Origin of the sequence: Pseudoflavitalea sp. G-6-1-2, from assembly GCF_012927185.1 — a bacterium.
Lineage (GTDB): Bacteria > Bacteroidota > Bacteroidia > Chitinophagales > Chitinophagaceae > Pseudobacter.
In genome coordinates this window covers 2249262-2274519 of sequence record NZ_JABBGB010000001.1, presented here as the reverse complement: position 1 = coordinate 2274519, position 25258 = coordinate 2249262, and the positions used below count along the sequence as shown (strand labels likewise).

The following is a 25258-nucleotide window of genomic DNA, read 5'->3' as shown; positions in this document are numbered from 1 at the left end:
CTATAAATATAACATGATTAGATTCCTTTTGTTGACCTTTCGTGCTCGTATAGCGATTAAAATAATATTAAAAAGCAGTCTTCCAGAAAGGCAAAATCCCGGAAAACCTTTCCCATAGCGGGTTTCGGCAATTCCGGGATTTATTGTGCAAAGCGTTGTATAAATGTTAAACCAGCGCAAGTTCCAGCACCTGCTGCATGGTTTTCACGAAATGGAATTTGATTCCCTTGATAAAATCAGAGTCGATTTCCTGCACATCGCGCTCATTCTGCCAACAGAGAATGATCTCTTTGAGCCCTGCCCGCTTGGCAGCCAGCACTTTCTCCTTGATGCCACCCACGGGTAATACTTGCCCGCGAAGGGTGATCTCTCCGCTCATTGCCAGATAAGGCTTCACTTTGCGGCCCTGAAAAGCAGATGCCATCGCGGTCATCAGTGTTATACCAGCAGATGGACCATCTTTCGGCACCGCTCCCTCAGGAAGGTGAATATGAATGGTTCGCTTCTCGAATATGGCAGGATCGATATCGAATTTCTTAGCATTCGATTGCAGATAGGTCAGTGCGGTAACCGCTGATTCCTTCATCACGTTTCCGAGGTTTCCGGTGAGCTTCAACTCGCCCTTGCCTTCACTGAGACTTGTTTCGATGAAGAGGATATCGCCACCAACATACGTCCATGCAAGCCCTACGGCAACACCGGGCATATTGGCCACTTTGTAGAGATCATTGCTGTATCGCGGCTTGCCGAGGATCTTCTCGATATCTTTTGCGGTCACCAGCGTTTTGATCTTTTCCTTCATCGCATATTCCTTCGCCTCGTAACGCATGATGCTGGCCAACTGACGATCCAGCTCACGAACACCACTCTCGCGCGTGTAATCCTGCACCACTTTCTCCAGCACTTTATCACCGATCTTGAAGTTGAAATCTTTGAGACCGTGTGCTTCTTTTTGTTTCGGCACCAGGTGTCGCTTCGCTATCTCCATCTTTTCTTCAACAGCATATCCACCGAGCTCGATGATCTCAAGCCTGTCTCTCAATGCCGGTTGAATATTATTGATATTATTGGCCGTAGCAATGAACAACACTTTGCTGAGATCGTACTCCAGTTCGAGATAGTTATCGTAGAAAGTATTGTTCTGTTCGGGATCGAGCACTTCGAGCAATGCTGATGAAGGATCGCCGCGGAAATCGTTCCCTACTTTATCGATCTCATCGAGAATGATAACAGGGTTGGATGATTTTATTTTTCTCAGCGATTGCAGAATGCGGCCGGGCATCGCACCGATATAGGTTTTGCGATGGCCTCTGATCTCACTTTCGTCGTGCAGTCCACCGAGACTGATACGCACGTATTTGCGCTGGATGGCACTGGCAATGCTGCGTCCCAGCGATGTTTTACCGATACCGGGAGGGCCTACGAAGCAGAGGATCGGACTCTTCATATCCCCTTTCAGTTTCAGTACTGCGAGATATTCGAGAATGCGTTCCTTTACTTTCTTCATGCCGAAATGATCTTTGTCGAGCACTTTCTGTGCACGCTTCAGATCGTAGATATCGTCTGTGTACTCACCCCAGGGAAGATCGAGGAGCAGGTCCATATGATTGTACACCACCGAGTAGTCGGGTGTGCTGGGATGCATTCTTTCCAGCTTCTCTACTCCTTTGCGGAACATATCGCGTGCGGCCTCCGTCCATTTTTTTGTTTCCGCTTTCTTCTGCATTTCCTTGATCTCACGATCGTTGGAATCTCCACCCAACTCTTCGCGGATACTCTTCATCTGCTGATTGAGGAAGTATTCGCGTTGCTGTTTATCCAGCTCTGTTTTTGTTTTGGTGGTCACTTTATTTTTCAGCTCAGCAAACTGCAGTTCGCGTTGCAGCAACTGCATCAGCAGGTCTGCGCGTGCTTCGATATTATCCAGCTTCAGCAGCTGTTGTTTTTCGGTAAGCTCGGTATTGAGGTTGCTCGAAATAAAGTGGATGAGGAAGGAAGGGTTTTCGATATTCTTCAGAATGATGCTTGCTTCCGAAGGAATGTTCGGAGAAAGCTGAATGATCTGCGTTGCCAGTTCCTTGATATTGGCAACATACGCTTCGAAGTCTTCGAGTTTGGGCGTATCGTCTTCAGTAAGCAATTCTACCCTTGCTTTGAAATAAGGATCTTCCGACACAATGCCTGCCACCCTGAAACGCCGGCGGCCCTGGATGATCACCGTGGTTCCGCCATCGGGCATCTTTATCAGCTTCACGATGCGGGCAACTGTACCGATATCTTCGAGATCATTCACTGTGGGATCTTCCACATTACTGTCTTTCTGCGCTACAACGCCCACCAGTTTGTCGGCTTTGTAGGCATCGTTCACAGCCTTGATGCTTTTATCTCTTCCTACGGTGATGGGCAATACCACACCGGGGAACAATACTGTATTACGGAGGGGGAGCAGGGGAAGTTCATCAGGCACTACCAGATCTTCACCATTATCGCGTTCATTCTCGTTAAGGGGAATTATCGGGAGAAAATCCATCTCATCTTCGCCTTGAAAAAGTAAACTGGGTTCTTTCATTACTTCATTTTATCTAATGACAAAATAACACACTCAGCGTGAAATACCTATGATTATTAATAGAATGGCTATAGTTCAAGTTTGATGCCAACGGAGGTGCGGCTGCATGCCAGGGGCTCAGGTAAGCCAAAAGGGCAGATAAAAAGACAAAGGTTGATTTCAAAGTTACCAATTCCTGTAACTTTAGCCCATGTACGAAAGGATAGTTCAAAACATCACCCGACACGTTCAGCTAACCGAAGACGAGATCAACAGATTTACCAGCGTGATCAGAACCAAACAGGTTCGCCGCAAACAATACCTTTTACAGGCAGGCGACGTTATGCGATACGAATGTTTCGTTACCGAAGGATGCCTCCGCTCCTTTTATGTGGATGATAACGGGCAGGAACGCACACTCACTTTTGCATTTGAAGATTGGTGGACGGGAGATATGTACAGTTTCCTTAGCGGAAACCCTTCGCGCTTTGATGTGGAAGCGCTGGAAGATTCTACCCTGCTGATGATCGAGCGACAGGCGCTGGAAAAATTATACGACGAAATTCCGCAGCTCAACCGCCATTTCAGAATATTGCTGGAGCGCGCCTATGTGGCCATGCAGAACCGCATTTTCGAATCGATGAGCATGACGGCAGAAGAACGTTACCGTGCATTTCAGGTAAGATACCCACAATTTGAACAGAGACTCTCACTGAAACATATCGCTTCTTATCTCGGCATCACGCCCGAAAGCCTCAGCAGAATCAGAAGCAACAGAAAATAACAGACCAGGCAAACCTGATCTGTTCACTCAAAAAACACCCTTCATAGGAAACAATAGTTACAGCTGTGCCGGTCTGCGGTGCAGCTTTTTATTTTGCAGCAGCAATACAATTGCAATGAGACAGAATACCGACTCTATCATCAGCCATTGCATGCCGAATGCGCCGAGTGGTCCGTCTGAGATCATAGTGATCAATCTCGATATGGCATAAGCGCCCCAGAAGATGGAAAGAAAACGCAGTGCCGATACAACATCTGTGAGCAGGTAACGGATCAGTAATGCAACAATGGTAACGCCTACACCACCGTACACACCACGGATAGAGCTGATGGAATCCGTGTTGGGAAGCTTAACGCCTACCAGGTCCATCACAGATTGCGGATCGAAAATGGCGAGTATGCTCACGTAGAGCAAACTCAGCACAGATAATACAACAAAGCCTTTTGAAGCAAACCGGAGAAATTTTGAACCAGCATTCATGGTGTAATGTTTTGGTCAAAATTCGATACTGCTGATCTGTAAAATATTGGCGGTCGCCAAGATTTATGCCCCATCAAAACACTTAACCTAGATCAAGTCTATTTCTTAACCTAGGTCATTGGAGCACCCCTGCGTTTCGTAGCATCTTTGCATCACAATATCACACAAACGCAAACATTTTCTAAAACGTTATTTTATGAATCTCTTTAACTACTGTAAGAAACTCAACATCCTCGGAACAGATAACAGCATCAACTGGACAATCCTTCGTGTAATGCTCGGCGTGGTAATGCTGGCGCATGGTGTGCAAAAAACCTTCGGCTGGTTCGGCGGATTCGGATGGGAAGGCAGCATGGGTTACTTCACAGGCCATGTAGGAATGCCCGCTCCCGCAGCAGCCTTTGTAATTCTGGTAGAATCACTCGGCGCGGCTCTCCTCATCATCGGATTTGCAGGCAGAATCAATGCTGCACTGATCGGATTGATAATGATAGGCGCCTTCTTTGTAGAACATAAATCCAACGGTTTTTATATGAACTGGTTCGGTAATCAGAAAGGTGAAGGTTATGAGTTCGATCTGCTGCTCTGGGCTATTGCCGCAGTGCTGACGATCAATGGCAGTGGGCGTTTCTCCGTTGACCGCTGGTTAACAGCAAGAAGAACTTCATCCCATGGAACGACCAATGCTCCCAGGTACGCGAAAGCTACTGCATAAGCATTCAGTCGGTGAAAATACCGGATCAAAGCTGCTGCAAAGGCAGCTTTTTCTTTTGCCCCTGCGAAACATTGTGCTTTGATTTTTGTAGTAATGAATATGAAAGCCATCGAATCTGCCGAATCATTCTACCGTCACAGAGGCATTACGCATACCGCTACCAATCTCTTCAATGTGTTTGATAATGGCGAATATTGCACAGAGCCATTGCTTTACATACGCAGAGATTTTTACAAGATCTCCCTGCTCCTTGGAAAGTGCAAACTCAATTTGCACGATAAGGAAATACAGATCGATAAACCCGCACTTGTTTTCTATCATCCCCAGCTCCCTTTTTCGTGGACGCCGCTTTCTCCCGAACAGCCCGGATACTTCTGCATGTTCAAAAAAGAATTCCTGATAGAACTGCAAAAAAACTCCAGCCTGCAGCAGTCCCCACTCTTCCGTCCTGAAAAGAACGGCGTGTTTTTTCTGAACAAAGAGCAGCTGAAGAATGTGCGTGATATTTTCCGGTCGATGCTCCGGGACATCGATTCGGACTATGCTTTCAAATACGATCTGTTGCGCAGCCGCCTGCAACTGCTGATTCACGAATCGCTGAAGATGGAACCCGATGCCCCATTCAGCAAAAGCAATACGGCGGCAGAACGCATCACCGCCTCCTTTCTCGAATTGCTCGAACGGCAATTTCCTATCGATACACCTGAACGAATATTGAAGCTCCGTTCTGCAAGCGATTTCGCCAATGCCCTGAGCGTGCATGTGAATCACCTGAACAATGCAGTGAAAAAAAGTACAGGTAAACCTACTTCCGTTCATATCTCCGAGCGGATCGTTACCGAAGCCGACTCATTGCTCAAACACAGCGACTGGCCTGTTGCAGATATCGCTTACAGTCTCGGTTTCGAATATCCCAACTACTTCTACAATTTCTACAAAAAACAAACCGGTCATGCTCCCGGCATCACCCGGCAGCAGGCACTTTGAATTTCATACTAATCCCTTTGATTGTTGTAGTTATGCCTGCCATTGCAAAACTAGCTTTGCATAAATATTCAGCATGACAACAGTTAACGCATACGCAGTAAAAGCAGCAGGTGGGAAATTGGAATCATTCACATACACGCTGCCGGAGATCGGAAGAGAACAGGTTGATATCAAAGTGCATTATTGCGGGCTATGCTATTCAGATATAAACATGATCGATAACAGCTGGGGGTTCTCACAATATCCGCTTGTGCCCGGCCATGAGATCGTAGGCGAGATAATCCGCACCGGTGATGATGCACATGGTTTGAAAGTGGGCGATAAAGTTGGTATGGGATGGTTCTCTAAAAGCTGTATGCATTGTCCGCATTGCATGCAGGGAGATCATCAGCTTTGCACCGATATCGAACAAACGGAAGTAGGCCGCCATGGCGGGTTTGCAGATGTTGTACGCGGGCACTGGAGCTGGGTGGTGAAACTTCCTGAAGGCATCGATATGGCCAAAGCCGGTCCGCTTTTCTGTGGAGGCAGTACCGTATTCACGCCGATTGTATCCGAGAATATCAGACCAACAGATAAAGTGGGCGTTATCGGAATTGGTGGATTGGGACATCTTGCCATCCGGTTTCTGAGACACTGGGGTTGTGAAGTAATTGCATTCAGCTCCAACAAATCGAAAGAAGCAGAGATATTGCAGATGGGCGCTACGCGCGTGATCGATTCTACCAGCGACGAAGCGCTTCAATCGATCAAAGGCCAGTTGAATTTTATTCTCAACACCGCCAATGTACCGCTCAACTGGAACAGTTATCTGGAATGCCTTGCTCCCAAAGGAAAATTCCATACCGTTGGAATTGTAGAGGAACCGATGCAGATTGCAGGGTGGAATCTTATCAACGGAGGAAAGTCTGTAGCAGGCAGTCCGGGTGCAGGCCCCGCCCTCACCTGCACCATGCTGGAGTTTTGTGTTCGCCATAATATCTATCCTACCGTGCAGGAGTTCCCGATGGAAAAAGTGAATGAAGCCATCACACATCTCAAAGAAGGAAAAGCGAGATACCGTGTAGTATTGACTAATATCTGAATCAATCCATGCACCATACCATTGGCTGATCCGCGTGGTCAGCCTTTTCCATTTTACATATTTCCCTATTTCTATTATCACTGAAGCACCAGTAGGGCACCCATCACCCTGATCCATAAATTTTGCGCTGCCAACCTGTATTTTTTGGTATATTTAATTCGCAATAACCTTGTTATCCGCAGGAGCAAACCTACGATTCATTCCCCCCAACCCAATTTACGCTCCTGAAGTAATCCAGCTCTGAATTCCTTACAACTTATTATCCCGCACACAAGGGATAAGTATGCCTTTGTATCGAAACCTAAAATTACTATCTCATGAAAGCTAGATTTACTTTCCATGGCCGGTTGCAGGCCATTGTTTCCAGACAATGCAGTAGAATAAAGTGGCTGGTTCCGGTAGCCCTGCTATTGCTGTCTGCCTCTGCAGAAGCACAGAACTGCTCGGCCAATGCAGGGGGGAACTTTACTGTCTGCGGATCAACTGCCACGCTGAACGGCACCGCTTCCGGAACAGTCAGCGGCAGCCCGACATGGAGTTTTGTTTCTGGTCCGGTTACACCCGTGATCAGCTCTCCGAATTCACTTACAACGGGTATCACCGGAATGACGGCCGATGGAAACTATGTATTCCAGCTGAGCCAGCCCTGCGGTACCGGAACTTCCACCTCAAACGTAACAGTTACAGCACATCCAAGGCCCGCAAGTTTTACTGCCGGACCTGATAAGACAGGTATCTGCGCAACAACCGGAACTGTACAGCTGGATGGTGTGATCCCTCCCGGTTTCACCGGAACCTGGACTGCCGTGAACATCTACAGTTTCGAATCATTTGGAGGAACGGTAACCACCAATTCATCGTTCAGCAGCACAACCAGTGCAACGCCAAACTTTTCGCTGATCAATAAAGCGGATCACGATATCGATCCTGCATACTGGGCAATACTCACCATCACATCTCCCGGAGGCATTTGTACCTATAAAGACACTACGGTGGTACGTTTTTGCCCCAATCCCAATATTCCGGTTGCCGATATTTCACGATGCAGTGATGGCAGCTCCGTGCAATACATCGATCTGCCTTCCAATACACCTGACTTTGCTACTTCCACTCCGGGATCATCCGGTAACACAGCCAATGGAACTACAGTATCCATCAACGTTACATCCCAACCGGGTGGAGCAAATATGGTGTACGATAAACTGGAAAGCAGAAGACTTTATGTAACCGGGGCTACTGTTCCCGGCGCATACACTTTTACAATCACCGTCAGCAACTGCTGTGGTACTGTAACTTCTGCACCGATGACCTATACCATTTCAGGAATGAATCCGGGTCAGCTGAATTTTCAACCGGCTGGTCATGGTGCGCCTGAGCAGCTGGCAGTGTATTCATTTGGCGGTTCAGCCGGTGAAGTACATTGCGGCACTGCCGGAACAGCTACACCGGAATTGTTCTACTTTGATATTAATGCGGCCGATCCACCGTCAACTGTGGTAACTGCTGCAAGTGCAGGCATACTGCCTCCCGGAGCCAGCACACCAACCTTTGTACAAAGTGGTGCCGGAACAATGAATCGGAGCATTAGCGTAAACCCCGGCGCCAGCGGATGGGTAGTGGGTACTTATCGCATAGACCTCAGCGTTGGAACAAGCCCTTGTACCATTCCACAATCATACTTCATCCATATTACCGATAACAACAGGCAGCCGCTTGCTCCGCAGGAACAGACGGTTTGTTATCCCGGAGCCGGACAGATCAGCTTCAACATGGCGATGCCACCGGTATTCCAGGGTGTAGTAAATTCCAGCTACCTGCAGGATTTTGGAGGATACTACAATTTCAACGTAATCTCTCAACCTCCGGGTTCTTCTCCGCTGGTATTCCCAACTTCCGATCAACGCGGCATCACCAATAGCACCATACAGGTTTCCAATATCGATGCAGCGGGTGATTACGTAATCCGTGGTTCTTATTTCTCGGGCAATGGTGCGGGACCAATTCTCGAACAGGAGTTCGCATGCTCAGGCATTGCAACCCCGCTTGAGTTCGACATCACGCTGCACGTGAATAATTTCCTCAACTCAAATGCAGGCAGTGATCAAACACTCGGATGCGTAACCAGCACCAGCCTCTTAGGCAATGCAACCGGCGTTGGTACCGGATTGTGGACCGTAGCTTCTTCTCCTGCGGGATCGGCACCGGTGTTCGGCACCCCTACCAGCCCGTCTACAACAGTAACCGGTCTCAGTGTACCTGGCACCTATACATTTACATGGAGCATCACCACACCCAATCCTACCGGATCTTGTGTGAGCTCCGACGATGTAACGGTAAACATCACCTGCGGACTGCCTGTACGCTGGCAATCGTTCGACGTAAACAAAGCCGGAAGCAAAGCCATCATCCGCTGGTCTACTTCTACAGAGCTGAACAATAAAGGATTCACCATTCAGCGTAGTGCCGACGGTGAAACCTGGAGCAACCTCGGTTTTGTTGCAAGCAAAGCCAGCAATGGCAACAGCACACAACCGCTGAGCTACGACTTCACTGACAACGGACCAAACGATGGCACCGTGTACTATCGCATACAGCAAACCGATCTCGATGGCAAACCGGATTACAGTGCAGTGAAACATCTTGAGTTTGGAAATGCAGGCCGCATCACGGTTTCGCCCAATCCTGCAAAAGATGAAGTAACCGTTTCCGGCACCGGCAACAACGCCACACTGAGGATAGTGAGCATAACAGGTGTTGCCTTCAAAACACAAGTGCTCACCGGAAGAACCACCAAGGTTGATATACGCAGCCTGCCTGCAGGTTTGTATTATTTCATCATTGAAGAGAACAATAAGAAGAACAATTTCAAAATACTGAAGAAGTAAGCCTCTGCAATGTTTACAAAAGAAGAAGGTGTTCCGGAAAATCGGAACACCTTCTTTCTTTAAGTACTTTATGTTTTACAGAGGGCTCATAATATTCTTGCGCCTACATAAAGCTGAAAACCCTGATTCTTCCATTTGTGTGAGTCTTCCACATCATTGATATCGTTGAGACCAATCACATAACGTGCGCCCACTTTGAATTTCATCAGGTTCAGCTGTGCGCCTACGAGCAGGGAGAAGTCGCCTTTTTTGAAAGCTTCCTTGCCATTGTTGAGCAGGTTCTTATCCTGATTCAGCAATGTGCCGAACTGTGGTCCGAGCTGAATGGCTACCAGGCTGAGGGGCCGGTAACAAAGCAGCACAGGAATGCTCAGGTAATTCAGTTTTCCTTTTACATCGCTTACGCCATTGGGATAAACGCTGTTGAAACCGTTTCCGGTACGGAAGTTCGTCTGGCTGAATAACAGTTCCGGTTGTACGCCCCATTTTTCGTTGATATACACTTCTCCAAATGCGCCGATATGATAACCGAACTTGAATTCGTCGTTGAACGATTTTCCGTCTACCTTGAAAATATTGGCGCCTGCTTTAATGCCTACGTGCAGACTCTGAGCCATGCAGGTAATCGAGAATAGCATCATGCCGGAAAAAAGAGCCAGCATTCTTTTTTTCATACATATTGATTTTTGGATTTCCATGAAAAGGTTTTGCGGCTACAAGGTACCTCTTTTGATGGAACATATAGAAAAAAAGCGCCAACCATTCAACCTTCATGATTAGATGATGCGAAGTCCAACATACAGCTGGAAGCCCTGGTTTTTCCATTTCTCGCTGCTGCCAACATCATTGATGTTCGACAATCCGATAAGGTATCTTCCTCCAACTTTCAGTCCGCCCACATTCACCTGAACGCCGCCGAGTAAGGAGAAATCACCTTTTTTGAATGCATCCTTTCCGTTGTTGAAAAGATTCTTGTCCTGATTCAAAAGAATACCAAACTGAGGACCTGCCTGAATGGAGATCAATTTAACAGGAGAATAGCTCAGCAATACCGGAACGCTCAGGTAATTGAGTTTACCTTTCACATCGTTCACACCACCGGGATAGATATTGCTGAAACGGTCGCCAGAACGGTAATTCGTCTGATGCCACAATACTTCCGGCTGAATGCCAAACTTGTCTGTAAAGTTGATCTCTGCAAATGCTCCCACGTTATACCCGAACTTGAATCCATCATTGAAACTCTTTCCATCTACTTTCAGAATGTTCGCACCTGCTTTAACGCCAAAGTGAAGTCCTTGTGCAAAAGAAGCAGAGGCAGTACATAATAATAAAGCCAGGGGTAAAAGATACAGGGTTCTCTTTTTCATACATTGTAATTTGGTTCAACCCTGTTTTTTCAATTGGTGTGCCAGTATGTTGCAATCGCTTGTTAATATCTACGTAATCGCGGATTTGTAATATAAAATAACATCTCACATGAATACGCATGCGAAATAAACGCCATATCATGTCAGATGATCAGCTATGCCAGGGTGATCACGGTAATTTCGGGTAATATTCCCACACGTCCGGGATAACCGAGGAATCCATACCCCCGGTTGACGTATAATTTCTGCGTATCATTTTCGTACAATCCTGCCCACTGTTTGTACATATATTGAACAGGGCTCCATTTGAAGCCGGGCAGCTCTACGCCGAACTGCATGCCATGCGTGTGTCCGCTGAGCATGAGGTCTACATCTTTATATTGTGGTATCACTTCTGCCTCCCAATGGCTGGGATCGTGGCTGAGCAATATCTTGAATGGGATCTGTTCTGTGCCGGGATGTGCTTCGCTCATCTTTCCGTACTTGGGGAAATTGCCTTTGGCTCCCCAGTTCTCGATGCCGAGCACGGCAATTTTGTCCGCCCCTTTTTCGAGAACCACGTGTTCGTTCATCAGCAGTCTCCAGCCGAGTTCGCCATGAACGGCTTTCAGCCTTTCGAGATTGGCTACCTTGGCTGCTGCACTTTCCCATTTCACATAATCGCCGTAATCGTGGTTGCCTAAAGTGGAGTAAACACCCAATGGCGCTTTCAGCTGATTGAACACATCCATGTACTCTTCCATTTCGGTGGCGCGGTCGTTTACGAGATCGCCGGTGAAGAGAATCAGATCGGGTTTTTCTTTCATGATCTTCTCTACCCCATGGGCAACCGCTTTTTTGTCCATAAAGCTGCCGGAATGGATATCCGAGATATGTACAATTTTCAGTCCTTTGAATGCAGCCGGCAGATTGGCAAAACTCATGGGGATTCTGTTCACCTGATATTTGTATTTGTTGCTGAATCCGTAGAGCAGGGTGCCGAAAACCGAACTGCCGGCAGCGATACCGAGCCAGCTGAGGAAAGCGGAGCGGGTAATGCCATCGGATTTTGTATTGATGGGAACGGAAGGATTGCTGAACAGTTTACCGATCACCCACATGCCACCACGGCGGATATCATCGAGGGCCAGGAAGATGCCGATAATGAGTTTGGCCAGAAACAGTCCGATGATGATGGCCCGCATATAGGTTTGGAATGCGCGGCCGAGACCTCCGAAGTCTACATAGGGCAAAGCTACCATCGTTGCGATGATGGCGACGGAGACCGTCCAATATAGTGCAATGATGAAAAGTCTTGTCTTAGGGGAATTATCGGGCAGTACCACTTTGATGGCCTGATATACATAAATATCCAGTAAGATCATGATACCCACGATGATCCACCAGAATCCGGAATTGCGCATTGGATGAGAATTTATTTCCTTGGTTGAAACTTTATTTAACAGTCAGCAGCCCTTTTGGTTGCGATTGTTGGGGGGGAAGTGTATTTTTGCCGTCCTGCTGTAATGGCTTACCCGGATTTTATGGCAGGCAATCGCTGCAGAATGGTTGATTATTACGGTCTTCGGCCCCAAATATCGGCTAATCTACAGCAAAATAACCCGGTTTCCCGGTGGGCAAAACTAAATTTTGTAGTCTTGCTGATTGGGGACATTTTTACGATCCACTAAATTAGGTACTCTACAATGGCGCGAGTAATAGGAGTAGCAAATCAAAAAGGAGGAGTAGGAAAAACTACTTCTGCCATCAATCTGGCGGCTAGTTTGGCCGTGCTCGAATTCAGAACACTGCTGGTAGATGCAGACCCGCAGGCCAACAGCACCACAGGGGTGGGCTTCGACCTGCACAATATTCAGCAGAGCCTGTACGATTGCATGGTTAACGGAACTGCTGCCAAAGATGTGGTATTGAAATCGGAGATCCCCAATCTGGATGTGATTCCTTCCCATATCGATCTGGTAGGTGCCGAGATTGAAATGATCAACTACCCCAACCGCGAAAGTGTACTGAAAGGAATTCTCGAGCCGGTAAAAACCGAGTACGATTTCATTATCATCGATTGCTCTCCTTCTCTGGGCCTGATCACTGTAAACGCTCTCGTGGCCGCTGATTCAGTGATTGTTCCGGTTCAGACCGAGTTCTTCGCCCTCGAAGGTTTGGGCAAACTCCTCAATACTATTAAAATTGTACAAAGCCGCCTCAATACAGCCCTCGTTATCGAAGGCATTCTGATGACCATGTACGATGGAAGGCTTCGCCTCTGCAATCAGGTGGTGAACGAAGTGCGCAAACACTTCGACGAAATGGTGTTCAATACCATCATCCACCGTAATACCAGAATCAGTGAAGCGCCCAGCGTTGGTAAACCCGTAATTCTGTACGATGGACAGAGCAAGGGAGCCATCAACTACCTCAATCTTGCCAAAGAAATTCTGCAGAAGAATAACATGACCAAGATCAGACAGGAAGAAAGGATTCTGGAGTAAGCATTTCAAACTACCATCTGTAAACGAATACAGTTCATGAGCAACCCAAAGAAAGAAAATAATAAAGAAGCGTTAGGAAAGGGAATCCGTTCCCTGTTGCAGAGCATTGATTCCGATCTCAAAACAAGCACTGGTCAGCTGAAAGGTGCAGTTGTAGAGCAGGTTACTACCATGCAACGTATCCCAGTTGGAGATATTGAACCGAATCCCAAACAGCCGCGCCGTGATTTCGACGAAACAGCGCTCAATGAACTCGCAGCCTCCATCAAAATACACGATCTGGTTCAGCCGATCACGGTATCGGGCCTCCCCGGAGGAAAGTACCGCCTGATCTCAGGTGAACGCAGATGGAGAGCCTCGAAACTGGCCGGACTGAAAGATGTTCCTGCCTATATCCGCCAGGCCAACGACCAGGAATTGCTGGAGCTGGCCCTGCTCGAAAACCTGCAACGCGAAGACCTCAACGCCATGGAAATTGCGCTGAGCTATAAACGTATGATGGAAGAACTGCAGCATACGCAGGAGCAGGTAGCAGAAAGAATGGGTAAAGAAAGAAGTACAGTAGCCAATTATATCCGTCTGCTGAAACTGCCGCCAGATATTCAGGTAGCAGTTCGCACCAATGTAATCAGCATGGGCCATGCCCGCGCGCTGATCAATGTTGATGCAGTAGATACGCAGCTTTTCATCTTCAACGAGATCAAAACAAACGGCCTCAGTGTACGGCAAACCGAAGAGCTTGTACGCAAAATGTACAAGGGACCGAACGCTGTTAAATCTTCATCAAAATCGACATTGCCTCCTACATACAAGAAAATTGAAGATAATTTAGCATCGCATTTCAGCACCAAAGTAAAACTCAATCACAGCAAGAAAGGTCATGGTATGATCTCGATTGAATATTACTCGATCCAGGATCTCACAAAGATTCTCGATCAGATTGGTGTAACGGCCAATTAAGATCGTTTTCATGATACGTGTTCTCTCTGCCATACTGTTGTTACTGATAGGTGTGTCGTCTGTGCGTGCAGATGAAAAGAATGTGGTGTTGCCTGTTCATCGCTACGTTTACCTTCATTATGCCTTCGATACAACAGCGCCTAAGAAACTGGATACAGTGCCCAAGGCTCCCATCAGGCTGCAGGCCGATACCAGTGCATTGCTGAAAACAGATACGGTAAAGAAGAAGAAACACAATCCCCGCACAGCAACTATCCGCTCCGCCATCATTCCCGGATGGGGCCAGATCTACAATAAAAAATACTGGAAGCTGCCCATCGTTTACGCAGCCATTGGAATCCCCGCCTACCTGTTTGTAGACAATAAAAAATGGTACGACCGTATCCGTTATGGTCTTTCCATTGTAGCCAACAACAGTTACGGCAATGCAGACAGCATGGCAAAAGTGCATCCGCGCGTGCTGCCGCTGGTAGAAAGAAAAAGCCAGAGTGCATTGATGAACTACCGCAACGAGTACCGTAAGAATATGGACTACTCCGTACTGGTTGGCCTGCTCTTCTGGGGGCTGCAGATTGTGGATGCAACAGTAGACGCGCACCTCAAAGACTTCGACATCAGCGACAATATTTCCATGAACATCACCCCTGCCATTCTTCCGGGGAATTCTGTGGGATTGAGCCTTGTGTTCAATCTTGGTACAAATAATCGGGCAAAAGGGCTACCTTCGCTGCGCTAAAAACAAGCTTACACAGAACTAACATCTATGAAGATCGCACTTATCGGTTATGGTAAAATGGGACAGGCTATTGAAGCCATTGCATTGCAGCGCGGACACGAGGTGGTATTGAAAGTGTCTATCGATAATCTCGAAGACAATACCATTGAAAATATCCGCAAAGCAGATGTGGCCATCGAGTTTACCGGTCCGGAAAGTGCGTATGAGAACATCCTTCGCTGCATAGAAGCGGGCGTGCCTGTAGTAAGCGGATCAACCGGATGGCTCGACAAATATGAAGCCGCCAAAGCAAGTTGCACAGCGCATAACAGCGCCATGCTCTACGCCAGCAATTTCAGCGTAGGCGTAAATATATTCTTTGCCCTCAACCAAAAGCTGGCCGCATTGATGCAGCCGCATCCTGAGTACGATGTGAAGATGCTGGAGATACATCACACACAGAAAAAAGATGCACCAAGCGGAACAGCTATCACACTTGCCGAACAGATACTGGAGCAAAACAAACAAAAGACCAAATGGGTAAATCATGATGGCAGCAATGCTTCCGATCTGGTGATACTCAGCGAACGCATCGACCCCGCTCCCGGCACGCATGTGATTACCTATACCTCAGCCATCGATGATATCGAGATCAGGCATACCGCCCACAACCGTCAGGGTTTTGCCACAGGAGCCGTACTGGCAGCAGAGTTTCTGCAAAACAAAAAAGGTATTTTTTCTATGAGTGATGTGCTTGGAATTTGATCCAAAGCAAGTTATTAAGAGCAGAAATAATTCGTGTGTTCTGCAATTAGTGTTATATTCAGTATAGAAACCTTTACCAAATTGTGCTGTATGAACCGCTACTTTCTAACTGAATCACACTGGCAGATTCCGCTTTCCGCCCGATATTTAAACCCCAACCTGGCATTTTACGGATATTATTTTTTTCCATCATCCGAACAACATGCAACCGGCAAATGCCTGCCGGCAGTCCATCAGTAATCAGTTTTGTTTTCGCATTGGCCATGTGGCATCAGTAAGATGCCTCCATTAATGAATTAACCCAACGAGATTATGAAGAAGCAACAGGAGAAGAGTGCTGCAGCCATCCCATTAACTGAAAGGGAGCTCGAAGTACTGCGGTTGATAGAAAAAGAGTTCAGCAACAAAGAAATTGCCACCAACCTTTTTATCAGTGAACGTACAGTGGAAACGCACCGGAAAAATATCCTTCGGAAAACGCAAACCAGCTCTGTAATCGGACTGATCAAATATGCCTATGAGCATAAATTGGTCTGAAACGCAGCTATTCAGAAAATTATTCTATCTTTCTCGCCTCGAAATCAGACCCAAATGTTATCGAAGAAAGCACAATATGCTTTTAAAGCACTGATGTACATGGCTGAAAAAAAAGACAACCAGCCCGTACTCATCGCTGAAATTGCCAAAAAGAAAAAAATACCCCTGAAGTTCCTGGAGAATATCCTGCTCGAACTGAAAAAGGCAGACATCCTCGACTCTAAAAAAGGAAAGGGTGGCGGCTATTTTTTCAAAGTAGCGCCCAAAGATATATCCATGGCCAAGGTGATGCGCCTGATAGACGGGCCAATCGCCATGCTCCCCTGCGTAAGTCTCTATTTCTATGAACGCTGCAAGAACTGCGACGAAAAGCAATGCGGCCTTCACGATATGATGATTGCGGTAAGGGATGCCACCCTCAAAATCTTAGAGAAGAAATCAGTGTCGGATATTTCGAAACAATAATGTCTCCTGATTGTAATAACCGCCTGATCTGGCACGGATACTGCTTATGTTTCCTGCCTTTTTCGTAATTTTGCACACGAAATCAAACCATTTATATGTCAACTATTTCAAAGTCTACCATTGACTTTTCTTTACCGTATAAAGTAAAAGATATTTCCCTGGCAGAGTGGGGTCGCAAAGAGATCCGTCTCGCAGAAGCAGAAATGCCAGGTCTGATGAGTCTGAGAAAAGAATACGGACCCAGCCAGCCCCTGAAAGGTGCGCGTGTTGCGGGTTGCCTGCACATGACCATTCAGACAGCCGTGCTGATCGAAACACTGGTAGCACTGGGTGCCGAAGTGAAATGGAGCAGCTGCAATATCTTCTCTACGCAGGACCATGCAGCAGCAGCTATCGCAGCAGCTGGCATCGGCGTATTTGCCTGGAAAGGACAAACACAGGAAGAAGCAGACTGGTGCATCGAGCAAACACTGTTCTTCGGTGGTGCCGATCGCCCGCTCAATATGATCCTCGACGATGGTGGTGATCTTACCAATATTGCTTTCGACAAATACCCTGAGCTGGTACAACATATCAAAGGATTGAGTGAAGAAACCACTACCGGTGTTCACCGCCTGTACGAAAGAATGGCTAAAGGCACATTGCCAATCCCTGCCATCAACGTAAACGACTCTGTTACCAAGAGCAAATTCGACAACAAATACGGATGTAAAGAGAGCCTGGTAGATTCTATCCGCCGCGCTACCGACATCATGCTCGCTGGTAAAGTGGCAGTTGTAGGTGGTTATGGAGACGTAGGTAAAGGTTCTGCTGCATCACTCGCAGGAGCCGGTTGCCGCGTTATCGTAACTGAGATCGATCCTATCTGCGCCCTTCAGGCTGCAATGGACGGTTTTGAAGTGAAGAAAATGATCGACGCTGTGAAAGAAGCAGACATCATTGTTACCGCTTCAGGTTGCCGCGACCTCATTACAGAAAAGCATTTCCGTTCAATGAAAGACAAAGCCATCGTTTGTAATATCGGTCACTTCGATATCGAGATCGATATGGCATGGCTCAATGCCAGCTATGGCAACACCAAAGACACCATCAAACCTCAGGTAGATCTCTATACCATCGAAGGTAAAGATGTAATTGTACTGGCTGAAGGCCGCCTCGTTAACCTGGGCTGCGCTACAGGTCACCCGAGCTTCGTAATGAGTAATTCCTTCACCAATCAGACACTGGCTCAGATTGAACTGTGGACGAACACCAACGCTTACGAAAACAAAGTGTATGTTCTCCCTAAACACCTCGATGAGAAAGTAGCCCGCCTGCACCTCGGAAAGATCGGTGTAGAACTCGATGAACTGACTACAGAACAGGCGGAATACCTCGGTATCCCCAAAGATGGTCCGTTCAAAGCTGAACATTACAGATACTAAAAAGTCATTTGCAATGCATATTCAAAGCCCGGCCATCAGCCGGGCTTTTTTGTTATCCACCATAAGGGTATCCGATTAGGAAATCCCGGCATTTCCCTTATCTTGCAAACGAATCCTTGTCCGCCCATTTACACCCACTCCCCACAACCGGCCATTTTGATCCGCCCATTTTTTTTGGGCCTGATTACACATTGCTGCAATTTGTAGCACAAGAATTGATAGTAAAGGAATTATTAATAACCATATATGCGCATTCATTTTGTAAAGAATATTCAGTTCACCAAACTGCTGAAGGCTGAAGGTCGTCTGAGAGAGTTTAATTTCCGCAAGCTGGGCGGACAGCAGGAAGGAATATTCACTGTAGATGTTGTAGACGACAGAGGTAACAGAATTCTTTTCCGCATGCAGAAAGAAGATGGTTCATGGAAGATCATGGAACAAACACTCCCCCGCTGGATCTGGGACAATGAAAAGAAACTGCACGAACTCATCGAAGAAGAATTGCAGAATCCAACTGCATCACAATTCAGCTAAATCAGGTAAGTTTATACCATCATGAGTATGGTTCAATTTACTGCTGTAATACACAAGTTTGAAAAAATGGGCGAGAAAACAGGATGGTCGTATATCGACATCACTGAAGAAATCGCCCAGAAAATTCTCCCCGGCAATAAGAAATCTTTTCGCGTAAAAGGCAAGCTGGACAGCTATTCCTTCAAAGGAGCCTATCTCATTCCAATGGGTGGCGGCACCTTCATTCTGCCCATCAATGCCGACATGAGAAAAGGCACCGGCAAAAAAAAGGGTGCAACCCTGAAGGTGCAAATCACTGTTGATAAAGAAGAGTACCAGTTCAACAAAGACTTCATGGAGTTGCTGGAAGAAGAACCCGAAGCACTTGCATTTTTCAAATCTCTCACTCCTGCTCATCAACGATACTGGAGCAAGAATATCGACAATGCAAAAACAGAAGAAACGAAAGCAAAACGCATTGCAGAGAGCCTCATCGCCCTCAATAAAAAATTCGATTACAGCCAGATGCTCCGGAGTGTTCGGCAGGAAAGGAAAGACAGGCTGGGTTTATAATAATTAAGACGGATAAACTATAACACAAAGCGGCCCGGAAACTGTATCGATACAGGCTCCGGGCCGCTTTATCATTGGAATAACACATCAAACGTTAATGACCTCTGTCGTTCTTTCTGAAACGCGCTGCAATGGCAGCCAGTTCGTCTTCTTTTAAAGTTGTTGACACTTTCAAAACTTTGATGAAATGATCCACTTCTTCCTGCGTAGCAGGGCATCCTACATTCTTCCCCGGCTGATCGAGACCAACACCATCCGGTCTTTGCTGTGAATCGCCCAGCAATGTACCTTTTGCATCGAATACCAGCCACAGGGGAATGCCCTGATCGGCTGCATGATATTTTTGCAGCATCTCCATGCCACCAGGCGTTTCGAGATTCTTCTTGTCTTTCGCTTCACTCACTACAATATGTTTGATCACAAAGCTCTTATCGAAATACTTTTTAACTGATGCGTCGTTCATGGATGTATCCATCAGATGGCACCATCCGCACCAGCTTGCATGGAACATCACAAACAGATTCTTCTTTTCTTTCTTAGCCTCGGCATAACCCTCTTTGAGAATGGCTTCTGCCGACTTTGGTTGTTGTGCCGAAACAGTGGCTAAACCTGTAAACAGCGCAAGAATAATTAGTAACGAACGCATTTTCATGATAATAAAAAGTTAGATCGCTAAATGTAGATAATTTAACCTAAAAGGAATAGTTAAGCTTATTTTCCACAAGCTGTTAATATGTAAATTTGTATTGAACCTATCCCAAAGATTAGATTTGGTATAGATGGACGGAAGTTAGTAAGTACCTCAGGGTACCACTATTGTGAACTTAAATCTGACGCGCTTGACAGACACAATTATCAACCTTGAAACCGTTAATCCTATCGAGTTCTTCGGAGTGAACAACGGTAAATTAGACATCCTCAAAAAAAAATTCCCCCTGCTAAAAATTCTATCGAGGGGCACTCAGCTAAAATTAAGTGGAGCACCGGAACAAGTGGGAACTGCGAAAGAGAAGATTGAACTCATTGTTCAGTATTTAGAACGCAATGGCCACATGAGCGAAAATTATTTTGAACAGATCCTTGGCGGCGATGACGCAGAAACGGTAGATCATTTCATTGATCGCAATCCGAATGATGTGCTCGTTTTCGGCCCCAACGGAAAAACGGTGCGTGCCCGAACGGCCAACCAGAAAAAACTGGTGCAGCAATCGGAACGCAACGATATCGTATTCGCCATCGGACCTGCTGGTACGGGTAAAACCTATACTGCCGTTGCCATGGCCGTGAGGGCGCTTAAAAACAAACAGGTGAAGAAGATCATTCTCACCAGGCCAGCTGTAGAAGCAGGAGAAAGCCTCGGCTTCCTGCCCGGCGACCTGAAAGAAAAGATCGATCCATACCTGCGCCCACTCTACGATGCGCTGGATGATATGATCCCCGCAGACAAGCTCGGTTATTACATGAGCACGCGCGTGATCGAAATTGCACCGCTCGCCTACATGCGCGGCCGTACACTCGATCATGCCTTCATCATCCTCGACGAAGCGCAGAACGCTACCGATCTTCAGCTCAAAATGTTCCTCACGCGTATCGGTGCCAATGCCAAGGCCATCATCACCGGGGATATGACCCAGGTGGATCTTCCCAAGAACCAGCGAAGCGGCCTCGAAAAAGCCGTGCGCATTCTGAAGAATGTAGACGGAATCGGGCATATAGAGCTGGACGAAGAAGACGTGGTTCGCCACCGCCTCGTTAAAGCCATCATCAAGGCTTACAACCTCGAAGCGGAGCAAAACCCGGAACAGCCAACAAACTGGCGCCAGCAGCGCCACAGGCTCGACGACAAGAGTCTCGACTAACCCATTGGGTTCAACCCATATTACGCCCGCAGGAAAGGCACCCGATGCCCCGCCCTGCGGGCTTTTTTATCCCCCTCCACGTTGCCTATTCAGCTACATCCGTTATTTTTGTACATTATGAAATATTTTCTACTACCAGTTCTCGCAATCATCTGCTGGAGCTGCAATCAGGAAAGCGGCTATAAAAAGGCTACCGACGCACAGGATGCAGGCCGTGAATTCATCCGCGCTTCTCTCGACGGCGACGTTCAGAAAGCCAAATTCTATATGCTGAAAGATTCTGCCAATCTTCATATGCTCCACAATACCTGGAAAAAAGGGTACTACGATAAACTGATCGACGACGAGCGCCGCCAATACCGCGAAGCGCAGATCAGACCCATCAAAATTGAACCCATTACCGATTCACTGGTGAACTACGTGTATACCAACAGTTACAAATCGCACGACACCACCGTGATCACCATTGTGAAGCAGGAAGGAGAATGGCTGGTAGACCTTAAGCAGGTGCATACCTGGCATCACTAAGCCTCCTAACGGCTACACACCCAATAACGAACTGCTGCCGGTTGCCGTTTGCCACGGCAATCTCAAAAAAAATTCCACGTTTGCTTGTGCACCTGTTCAGCTTCGCTGGATAAGACGCTCACGCGTCTGCAATGCTTTACTGTAATGCTGCCTTCACCGCAGCTGTTTTATAATAACCGAAGACGAATAACTAGAAGAAGTATGTTAACTGTTTCACATCCCTGGCATGGGGTTCCTTACGGAGAAAATGCACCACGCGTTGTAAACGCTGTAATCGAGATCCCACAAGGCTCACGCGCCAAATATGAGATCGATAAAGACAGCGGTCTGCTGAAGCTCGATCGTGTAATCTATTCATCATTCTACTATCCCTGCAACTACGGATTTATTCCGCAGACACTCGGAGACGATAAAGATCCGCTCGACATTCTCGTAATCACCTCACTGCCCGTTCAGGCACTCTGCATCATGGAAGCCAAAGTGGTAGGTGTTATGCAGATGATCGACAACGGAGACGGAGACGATAAGATCATCGCCGTAGCCGCCAACGACCCAGGCGTTAACCACTACAACAATATGGAAGAACTGCCTCCTCACTTCTTCAGTGAGCTGCGCCACTTCTTCGAAGAATACAAAAGACTGGAGAACAAGAAAGTGATCGTAGAAGAGTTCGGAGACAAAACCACTGCACTGAAAGTTATCCAGAATGCAGTAGACCTCTACAAGGAATCATTTCAGAAATAGCCGCCAATGCGCTAACTTTCACTGATTGCAAATTCAATCTCGTGATATGGCTTCTCAGGAAATGATCATCCTCGTGATGATCGGTCTGGCTGCCGGTATACTGAGTGGATTGATCGGTGTTGGAGGAGGCGTAATTATGGTACCGGCGCTGGCATTTTTTATGCATTATTCGCAACACCAGGCTCAGGGCACCTCACTGGGTGTGCTGACCCTGCCTGTTGCAGCGCTGGCATTCTTCAAATACTACACCGAATGCCGGAAGATGGGTACCCCACTCGATCCGAAGGTGATTCTCATTCTCGCCGCAGGTTTTATCGTCGGTGGTTTCGTGGGCAGCAGCCTGGCCGTAAAGATCAATCAGGAAATGCTGAAGAAGATCTTCGGCATCATTATGCTTTACACTGCATTCAAATTGTTTGGATGGGATACAATCATCATCCGTTGGGTGAGATCTGTGTTTCAATAACTAGAAGTATCTGCGAACCATTCGCAGCTTGTGCGTTCTCAGTCCCGTATCAACATTTATGATCCCCGCATTGTCGATCTTATCGATGCGAACCTTACCGGAAGCATGAATGATCTCATGATCGTTGAGCATAATGCCTACATGCGTAATCCTTCCTTCTTCATTATCGAAAAACGCAAGATCGCCACACTTCGCTTCCTGCAAAAACCCGATGGCTTCGCCTTGCGTGGCCTGCTGATAGGCATCGCGCATCAGTTTGTAATCGAAGAAGCGGAACACCGATTGCGTGAAGCCACTGCAATCTATTCCGAATACCGATCTTCCACCCCAGAGATAGGGCGTATTGAGACAGCGGCTGGCCCTCTGCGTAATAGCGTCGGCTGTAACGGCCGCCCCTGCTGCATTCCATGGACTGCCAATCTGATAACGCAGTGTATAATTGCCGATAACGAGATCTTCTCCTGCAGGCGCAATTACGATAGTGCCCATCGGAATATGCGCTTCCGATCCGTTGATCATTACACGATCTGTATAATCACTCACCAGAATCTTGCTTAATGGATTGCCGGGAATGGCATCCACCAGTTCTACCTGGCCGCGTTGTACCCATCCTTCATAATCGTCGTTCACGGTGCGCACTTTCACAAAATCTTTTTGCTCTTCGAGCAGCACGGCATTCTCTCCCAGCAACAGCTGGTTCACCATTTCACTGCGATGACTATCGGTTGCACGAAGCGGTGATACCGGCACCACACAAACTGCATATTGCATATTCACAGGTTTTACAGAACAAATGAAATAAAAAAAGCGGGGATTCCGTTTGCTGTTGTGAAATTTTTTCCCGCTTGCATCTTATCAGGGAAATTAGCTAATTTTCAGCCGGTGAATCAGGACGCATACCCACATATCACAGATCAGGAACTACTCAGCCGGTACTACTCCGAAAAGAACAACTATTGGCTGGGCGTTATTCTGCAGCGATACACCATGCTGCTGTTTGGTGTGTGCATGAAATACCTGAAGAACGAAGAAGAAGCCCGCGACGCCGTTCAGCAGGTATTCCTCAAAGTGATACAGGAACTCCCGAAATACAAAGTGGAATACTTCAAAAGCTGGCTCTATATGGTGGCCAAGAACCACTGCCTCATGAAGCTCCGCAACAAAAACGGCAAAACCACCGAAATAAAAGAACAGATGGTGGCCACGCCCGCTGAAGACACCAGCATCAGCGGACTCATAGAAAAAGACCGCCAGCTCGAACTGATGAGCGAATCTTTGGAAGAACTCAGCAAAGAGCAGAAACTCTGCGTAACTTTGTTCTATCTCGATAAACGATCGTATCAGGATATCGCTGAACAAACCGGCTTCTCCATGATGCAGGTTAAAAGTTATATCCAGAACGGAAAACGCAACCTGAAACTGGCACTCGAAAAAAAATTAAAACACTGAAACCGGTAGCAGACACGCCATAACAATGAACCGCGACCTGTTGAACATATTATCGAACAGTAACAAAGACATCGACAATCAGAAGCTGATGGACTACCTCGCAGGCAAACTGTCTGAGCAGGACAAACATGAGGTAGAAGCATGGATGCTCGAAAACGATTTCGAAAACGAAGCAGTCGAAGGACTGCAGCAACTTCACGGTAAAAAGAATATCGACTCCTACGTTGATCAGCTGAACAAAGACCTCAACAAATACATCAGCAAAAAGAAAGACCGCCGCCTCAAAAGAAAAGTACAGGAAGCGCCCTGGGTGTATGTGGCCATCCTGCTCATTCTTACGCTGGTGATACTCGGTTATGTGGTGATCAAAAAATTACAGGGTCACTAGTACTCCACTTTTCCGGGCAGTTTGCCCCATTCTTCAAACAGTTTCACTGCCTCTTCCCTTCCGAATTCAGTTGTAGCGATCTGCCGGCTCTGGTAAGGCAATACCAGCTCCTTGTAAATGAAAGAATCGTCGAAACCCGCATCCTGCGCGTCGTAGCGATTGGCCGCGAAATATACCTTCTTCGGCCTTGCCCAGTAAATAGCGCCCAGGCACATGGGGCAGGGTTCACAGCTGGTGTAGAGTTCACAATCCGTTAACTGAAAACTGTTGAGGTTTTTACACGCATCGCGGATGGCCATCACTTCGGCATGCGCCGTAGGATCGTTGTTGCACAGCACGGAATTACAGCCCTTACCCACTATTTCGTCGCCCTTTACGATAACGCATCCGAAAGGCCCGCCTTTTCCCCCATTCATGCCCTCTCTGGCCACCTCTATTGCCGCCTGCATAAATTGCTGCTCCCTTGTAGTCATAGTGCTTTAATTTATAGCGGCAATTTACTAAATGAAGCATGTCTCTTTTTATCTTGTGAC

Annotated in this window: 28 protein-coding genes; 20 read left to right on the top strand and 8 right to left on the bottom strand. The window is 47.1% G+C overall.

The annotated features are described in order from the left end of the window. Positions 1-166: 166 nt before the first annotated feature. Positions 167-2569, bottom strand: a complete 2403-nt coding sequence (gene lon / locus HHL16_RS09570; RefSeq protein ID WP_169424895.1) for an endopeptidase La — start codon at positions 2567-2569, stop codon at positions 167-169. Positions 2570-2759: 190 nt separating this feature from the next. On the opposite strand from lon, the gene HHL16_RS09565 reads away from it, so the two are divergent. Continuing rightward, positions 2760-3332, top strand: a complete 573-nt coding sequence (locus HHL16_RS09565) for a Crp/Fnr family transcriptional regulator (RefSeq protein ID WP_169424894.1) — start codon at positions 2760-2762, stop codon at positions 3330-3332. Between the two features lie 57 nt (positions 3333-3389). Here HHL16_RS09565 and HHL16_RS09560 read toward each other — a convergent pair whose 3' ends face one another. After that, positions 3390-3812, bottom strand: coding sequence for a DUF4345 domain-containing protein (locus HHL16_RS09560; RefSeq protein WP_169424893.1), 423 nt, complete (start codon positions 3810-3812; stop codon positions 3390-3392). A 196-nt stretch (positions 3813-4008) separates the two neighbouring features. On the opposite strand from HHL16_RS09560, the gene HHL16_RS09555 reads away from it, so the two are divergent. From HHL16_RS09555 to HHL16_RS09540, 4 genes are all read left to right on the top strand, one after another. Next, positions 4009-4527, top strand: a complete 519-nt coding sequence (locus HHL16_RS09555; RefSeq protein WP_169424892.1) for a DoxX family protein — start codon at positions 4009-4011, stop codon at positions 4525-4527. A gap of 78 nt (positions 4528-4605) precedes the next feature. After that, positions 4606-5514 carry a helix-turn-helix domain-containing protein gene (locus HHL16_RS09550; protein ID WP_169424891.1) on the top strand — a complete coding sequence of 303 codons (909 nt, stop codon included), beginning with the start codon at positions 4606-4608 and terminating at the stop codon, positions 5512-5514. Positions 5515-5587: 73 nt separating this feature from the next. Continuing rightward, on the top strand, positions 5588-6598 hold the full coding sequence (locus HHL16_RS09545; protein ID WP_169424890.1) for an NAD(P)-dependent alcohol dehydrogenase: 1011 nt from the start codon (positions 5588-5590) through the stop codon (positions 6596-6598). A 317-nt stretch (positions 6599-6915) separates the two neighbouring features. Then, positions 6916-9483 (top strand): T9SS type A sorting domain-containing protein, encoded by a 2568-nt coding sequence (locus tag HHL16_RS09540; RefSeq protein ID WP_169424889.1) that lies wholly within the window; start codon positions 6916-6918, stop codon positions 9481-9483. Between the two features lie 86 nt (positions 9484-9569). Here the strand turns inward: HHL16_RS09540 and HHL16_RS09535 are convergent, their stop codons facing one another. The 3 genes from HHL16_RS09535 to HHL16_RS09525 all read right to left on the bottom strand — a co-directional run bounded on the left by HHL16_RS09535 (position 9570) and on the right by HHL16_RS09525 (position 12256). After that, entirely contained in the window at positions 9570-10157 is a 588-nt protein-coding gene (locus tag HHL16_RS09535; protein WP_169424888.1) for a porin family protein, read from the bottom strand. 102 nt (positions 10158-10259) lie between these two features. Beyond that, a complete protein-coding gene (locus HHL16_RS09530) occupies positions 10260-10853 on the bottom strand; it encodes a porin family protein (protein ID WP_169424887.1) in 594 nt (197 codons plus the stop codon). Positions 10854-11008: 155 nt separating this feature from the next. Next, the gene (locus HHL16_RS09525) at positions 11009-12256 is read right to left on the bottom strand and encodes a metallophosphoesterase (protein WP_169424886.1); all 1248 of its coding nucleotides are present in this window, start codon (positions 12254-12256) and stop codon (positions 11009-11011) included. A 282-nt stretch (positions 12257-12538) separates the two neighbouring features. Between HHL16_RS09525 and HHL16_RS09520 the strand changes: the two genes are divergently transcribed. From HHL16_RS09520 to HHL16_RS09480, 9 genes are all read left to right on the top strand, one after another. Further along, positions 12539-13339, top strand: a complete 801-nt coding sequence (locus HHL16_RS09520; protein ID WP_169424885.1) for an AAA family ATPase — start codon at positions 12539-12541, stop codon at positions 13337-13339. A 36-nt stretch (positions 13340-13375) separates the two neighbouring features. Beyond that, positions 13376-14299: a ParB/RepB/Spo0J family partition protein gene (locus tag HHL16_RS09515; protein ID WP_169424884.1), complete on the top strand. Its 924-nt coding sequence runs from the start codon at positions 13376-13378 to the stop codon at positions 14297-14299. Between the two features lie 10 nt (positions 14300-14309). Further along, positions 14310-15035 (top strand): DUF5683 domain-containing protein, encoded by a 726-nt coding sequence (locus HHL16_RS09510; RefSeq protein WP_169424883.1) that lies wholly within the window; start codon positions 14310-14312, stop codon positions 15033-15035. 27 nt (positions 15036-15062) lie between these two features. Beyond that, the gene (gene dapB / locus HHL16_RS09505; protein WP_169424882.1) at positions 15063-15779 is read left to right on the top strand and encodes a 4-hydroxy-tetrahydrodipicolinate reductase; all 717 of its coding nucleotides are present in this window, start codon (positions 15063-15065) and stop codon (positions 15777-15779) included. 312 nt (positions 15780-16091) lie between these two features. Beyond that, on the top strand, positions 16092-16316 hold the full coding sequence (locus HHL16_RS09500; RefSeq protein ID WP_169424881.1) for a LuxR C-terminal-related transcriptional regulator: 225 nt from the start codon (positions 16092-16094) through the stop codon (positions 16314-16316). Between the two features lie 54 nt (positions 16317-16370). After that, positions 16371-16781: an Rrf2 family transcriptional regulator gene (locus HHL16_RS09495; RefSeq protein WP_169424880.1), complete on the top strand. Its 411-nt coding sequence runs from the start codon at positions 16371-16373 to the stop codon at positions 16779-16781. Positions 16782-16876: 95 nt separating this feature from the next. Beyond that, positions 16877-18205 carry an adenosylhomocysteinase gene (gene ahcY / locus HHL16_RS09490; protein ID WP_169424879.1) on the top strand — a complete coding sequence of 443 codons (1329 nt, stop codon included), beginning with the start codon at positions 16877-16879 and terminating at the stop codon, positions 18203-18205. 246 nt (positions 18206-18451) lie between these two features. After that, a complete protein-coding gene (locus tag HHL16_RS09485) occupies positions 18452-18739 on the top strand; it encodes a hypothetical protein (RefSeq protein WP_169424878.1) in 288 nt (95 codons plus the stop codon). A gap of 27 nt (positions 18740-18766) precedes the next feature. Then, positions 18767-19291, top strand: coding sequence for a YdeI/OmpD-associated family protein (locus tag HHL16_RS09480; protein WP_169424877.1), 525 nt, complete (start codon positions 18767-18769; stop codon positions 19289-19291). A 94-nt stretch (positions 19292-19385) separates the two neighbouring features. Here the strand turns inward: HHL16_RS09480 and HHL16_RS09475 are convergent, their stop codons facing one another. Next, entirely contained in the window at positions 19386-19937 is a 552-nt protein-coding gene (locus HHL16_RS09475; protein ID WP_169424876.1) for a thioredoxin family protein, read from the bottom strand. Between the two features lie 193 nt (positions 19938-20130). Between HHL16_RS09475 and HHL16_RS09470 the strand changes: the two genes are divergently transcribed. The 4 genes from HHL16_RS09470 (at position 20131) to HHL16_RS09455 (ending at position 22888) form a co-directional block, all read left to right on the top strand. After that, a complete protein-coding gene (locus HHL16_RS09470; RefSeq protein ID WP_169424875.1) occupies positions 20131-21150 on the top strand; it encodes a PhoH family protein in 1020 nt (339 codons plus the stop codon). 117 nt (positions 21151-21267) lie between these two features. Then, complete coding sequence (locus HHL16_RS09465; RefSeq protein ID WP_169424874.1) at positions 21268-21678, top strand: hypothetical protein; 411 nt, start codon at positions 21268-21270, stop codon at positions 21676-21678. Between the two features lie 201 nt (positions 21679-21879). Continuing rightward, a complete protein-coding gene (locus HHL16_RS09460) occupies positions 21880-22422 on the top strand; it encodes an inorganic diphosphatase (protein WP_169424873.1) in 543 nt (180 codons plus the stop codon). A gap of 46 nt (positions 22423-22468) precedes the next feature. Then, positions 22469-22888: a sulfite exporter TauE/SafE family protein gene (locus HHL16_RS09455; RefSeq protein ID WP_169424872.1), complete on the top strand. Its 420-nt coding sequence runs from the start codon at positions 22469-22471 to the stop codon at positions 22886-22888. On the opposite strand, the gene HHL16_RS09450 is transcribed toward HHL16_RS09455, so the two are convergent. Next, positions 22889-23659: a C40 family peptidase gene (locus HHL16_RS09450; RefSeq protein WP_169424871.1), complete on the bottom strand. Its 771-nt coding sequence runs from the start codon at positions 23657-23659 to the stop codon at positions 22889-22891. A 111-nt stretch (positions 23660-23770) separates the two neighbouring features. On the opposite strand from HHL16_RS09450, the gene HHL16_RS25215 reads away from it, so the two are divergent. Further along, a complete protein-coding gene (locus HHL16_RS25215; protein WP_169424870.1) occupies positions 23771-24337 on the top strand; it encodes a sigma-70 family RNA polymerase sigma factor in 567 nt (188 codons plus the stop codon). 25 nt (positions 24338-24362) lie between these two features. Further along, positions 24363-24725, top strand: coding sequence for a hypothetical protein (locus HHL16_RS09440; protein WP_169424869.1), 363 nt, complete (start codon positions 24363-24365; stop codon positions 24723-24725). On the opposite strand, the gene HHL16_RS09435 is transcribed toward HHL16_RS09440, so the two are convergent. Continuing rightward, the gene (locus HHL16_RS09435; RefSeq protein WP_169424868.1) at positions 24722-25198 is read right to left on the bottom strand and encodes a nucleoside deaminase; all 477 of its coding nucleotides are present in this window, start codon (positions 25196-25198) and stop codon (positions 24722-24724) included. The two genes, HHL16_RS09440 and HHL16_RS09435, sit on opposite strands and share 4 nt — an antisense overlap. Between the last annotated feature and the right edge of the window lie 60 nt (positions 25199-25258).

Coding starts and splice junctions, on each gene's coding strand:
- HHL16_RS09560 (WP_169424893.1), bottom strand. CDS start 3,812: ATGAATGCTGGTTCAAAATTTCTCCGGTTTGCTTCAAAAGGCTTTGTT.
- HHL16_RS09475 (WP_169424876.1), bottom strand. CDS start 19,937: ATGCGTTCGTTACTAATTATTCTTGCGCTGTTTACAGGTTTAGCCACT.
- lon (WP_169424895.1), bottom strand. CDS start 2,569: ATGAAAGAACCCAGTTTACTTTTTCAAGGCGAAGATGAGATGGATTTT.
- HHL16_RS09510 (WP_169424883.1), top strand. CDS start 14,310: ATGATACGTGTTCTCTCTGCCATACTGTTGTTACTGATAGGTGTGTCG.
- HHL16_RS09460 (WP_169424873.1), top strand. CDS start 21,880: ATGTTAACTGTTTCACATCCCTGGCATGGGGTTCCTTACGGAGAAAAT.
- HHL16_RS09440 (WP_169424869.1), top strand. CDS start 24,363: ATGAACCGCGACCTGTTGAACATATTATCGAACAGTAACAAAGACATC.
- HHL16_RS09495 (WP_169424880.1), top strand. CDS start 16,371: ATGTTATCGAAGAAAGCACAATATGCTTTTAAAGCACTGATGTACATG.
- HHL16_RS09555 (WP_169424892.1), top strand. CDS start 4,009: ATGAATCTCTTTAACTACTGTAAGAAACTCAACATCCTCGGAACAGAT.
- HHL16_RS09530 (WP_169424887.1), bottom strand. CDS start 10,853: ATGAAAAAGAGAACCCTGTATCTTTTACCCCTGGCTTTATTATTATGT.
- HHL16_RS09535 (WP_169424888.1), bottom strand. CDS start 10,157: ATGAAAAAAAGAATGCTGGCTCTTTTTTCCGGCATGATGCTATTCTCG.
- HHL16_RS09565 (WP_169424894.1), top strand. CDS start 2,760: ATGTACGAAAGGATAGTTCAAAACATCACCCGACACGTTCAGCTAACC.
- ahcY (WP_169424879.1), top strand. CDS start 16,877: ATGTCAACTATTTCAAAGTCTACCATTGACTTTTCTTTACCGTATAAA.
- HHL16_RS09540 (WP_169424889.1), top strand. CDS start 6,916: ATGAAAGCTAGATTTACTTTCCATGGCCGGTTGCAGGCCATTGTTTCC.
- HHL16_RS09455 (WP_169424872.1), top strand. CDS start 22,469: ATGGCTTCTCAGGAAATGATCATCCTCGTGATGATCGGTCTGGCTGCC.
- HHL16_RS09500 (WP_169424881.1), top strand. CDS start 16,092: ATGAAGAAGCAACAGGAGAAGAGTGCTGCAGCCATCCCATTAACTGAA.
- HHL16_RS09480 (WP_169424877.1), top strand. CDS start 18,767: ATGGTTCAATTTACTGCTGTAATACACAAGTTTGAAAAAATGGGCGAG.
- HHL16_RS09485 (WP_169424878.1), top strand. CDS start 18,452: ATGCGCATTCATTTTGTAAAGAATATTCAGTTCACCAAACTGCTGAAG.
- HHL16_RS09545 (WP_169424890.1), top strand. CDS start 5,588: ATGACAACAGTTAACGCATACGCAGTAAAAGCAGCAGGTGGGAAATTG.
- HHL16_RS09525 (WP_169424886.1), bottom strand. CDS start 12,256: ATGCGCAATTCCGGATTCTGGTGGATCATCGTGGGTATCATGATCTTA.
- HHL16_RS09465 (WP_169424874.1), top strand. CDS start 21,268: ATGAAATATTTTCTACTACCAGTTCTCGCAATCATCTGCTGGAGCTGC.
- HHL16_RS09515 (WP_169424884.1), top strand. CDS start 13,376: ATGAGCAACCCAAAGAAAGAAAATAATAAAGAAGCGTTAGGAAAGGGA.
- HHL16_RS09520 (WP_169424885.1), top strand. CDS start 12,539: ATGGCGCGAGTAATAGGAGTAGCAAATCAAAAAGGAGGAGTAGGAAAA.
- HHL16_RS09435 (WP_169424868.1), bottom strand. CDS start 25,198: ATGACTACAAGGGAGCAGCAATTTATGCAGGCGGCAATAGAGGTGGCC.
- HHL16_RS09450 (WP_169424871.1), bottom strand. CDS start 23,659: ATGCAATATGCAGTTTGTGTGGTGCCGGTATCACCGCTTCGTGCAACC.
- dapB (WP_169424882.1), top strand. CDS start 15,063: ATGAAGATCGCACTTATCGGTTATGGTAAAATGGGACAGGCTATTGAA.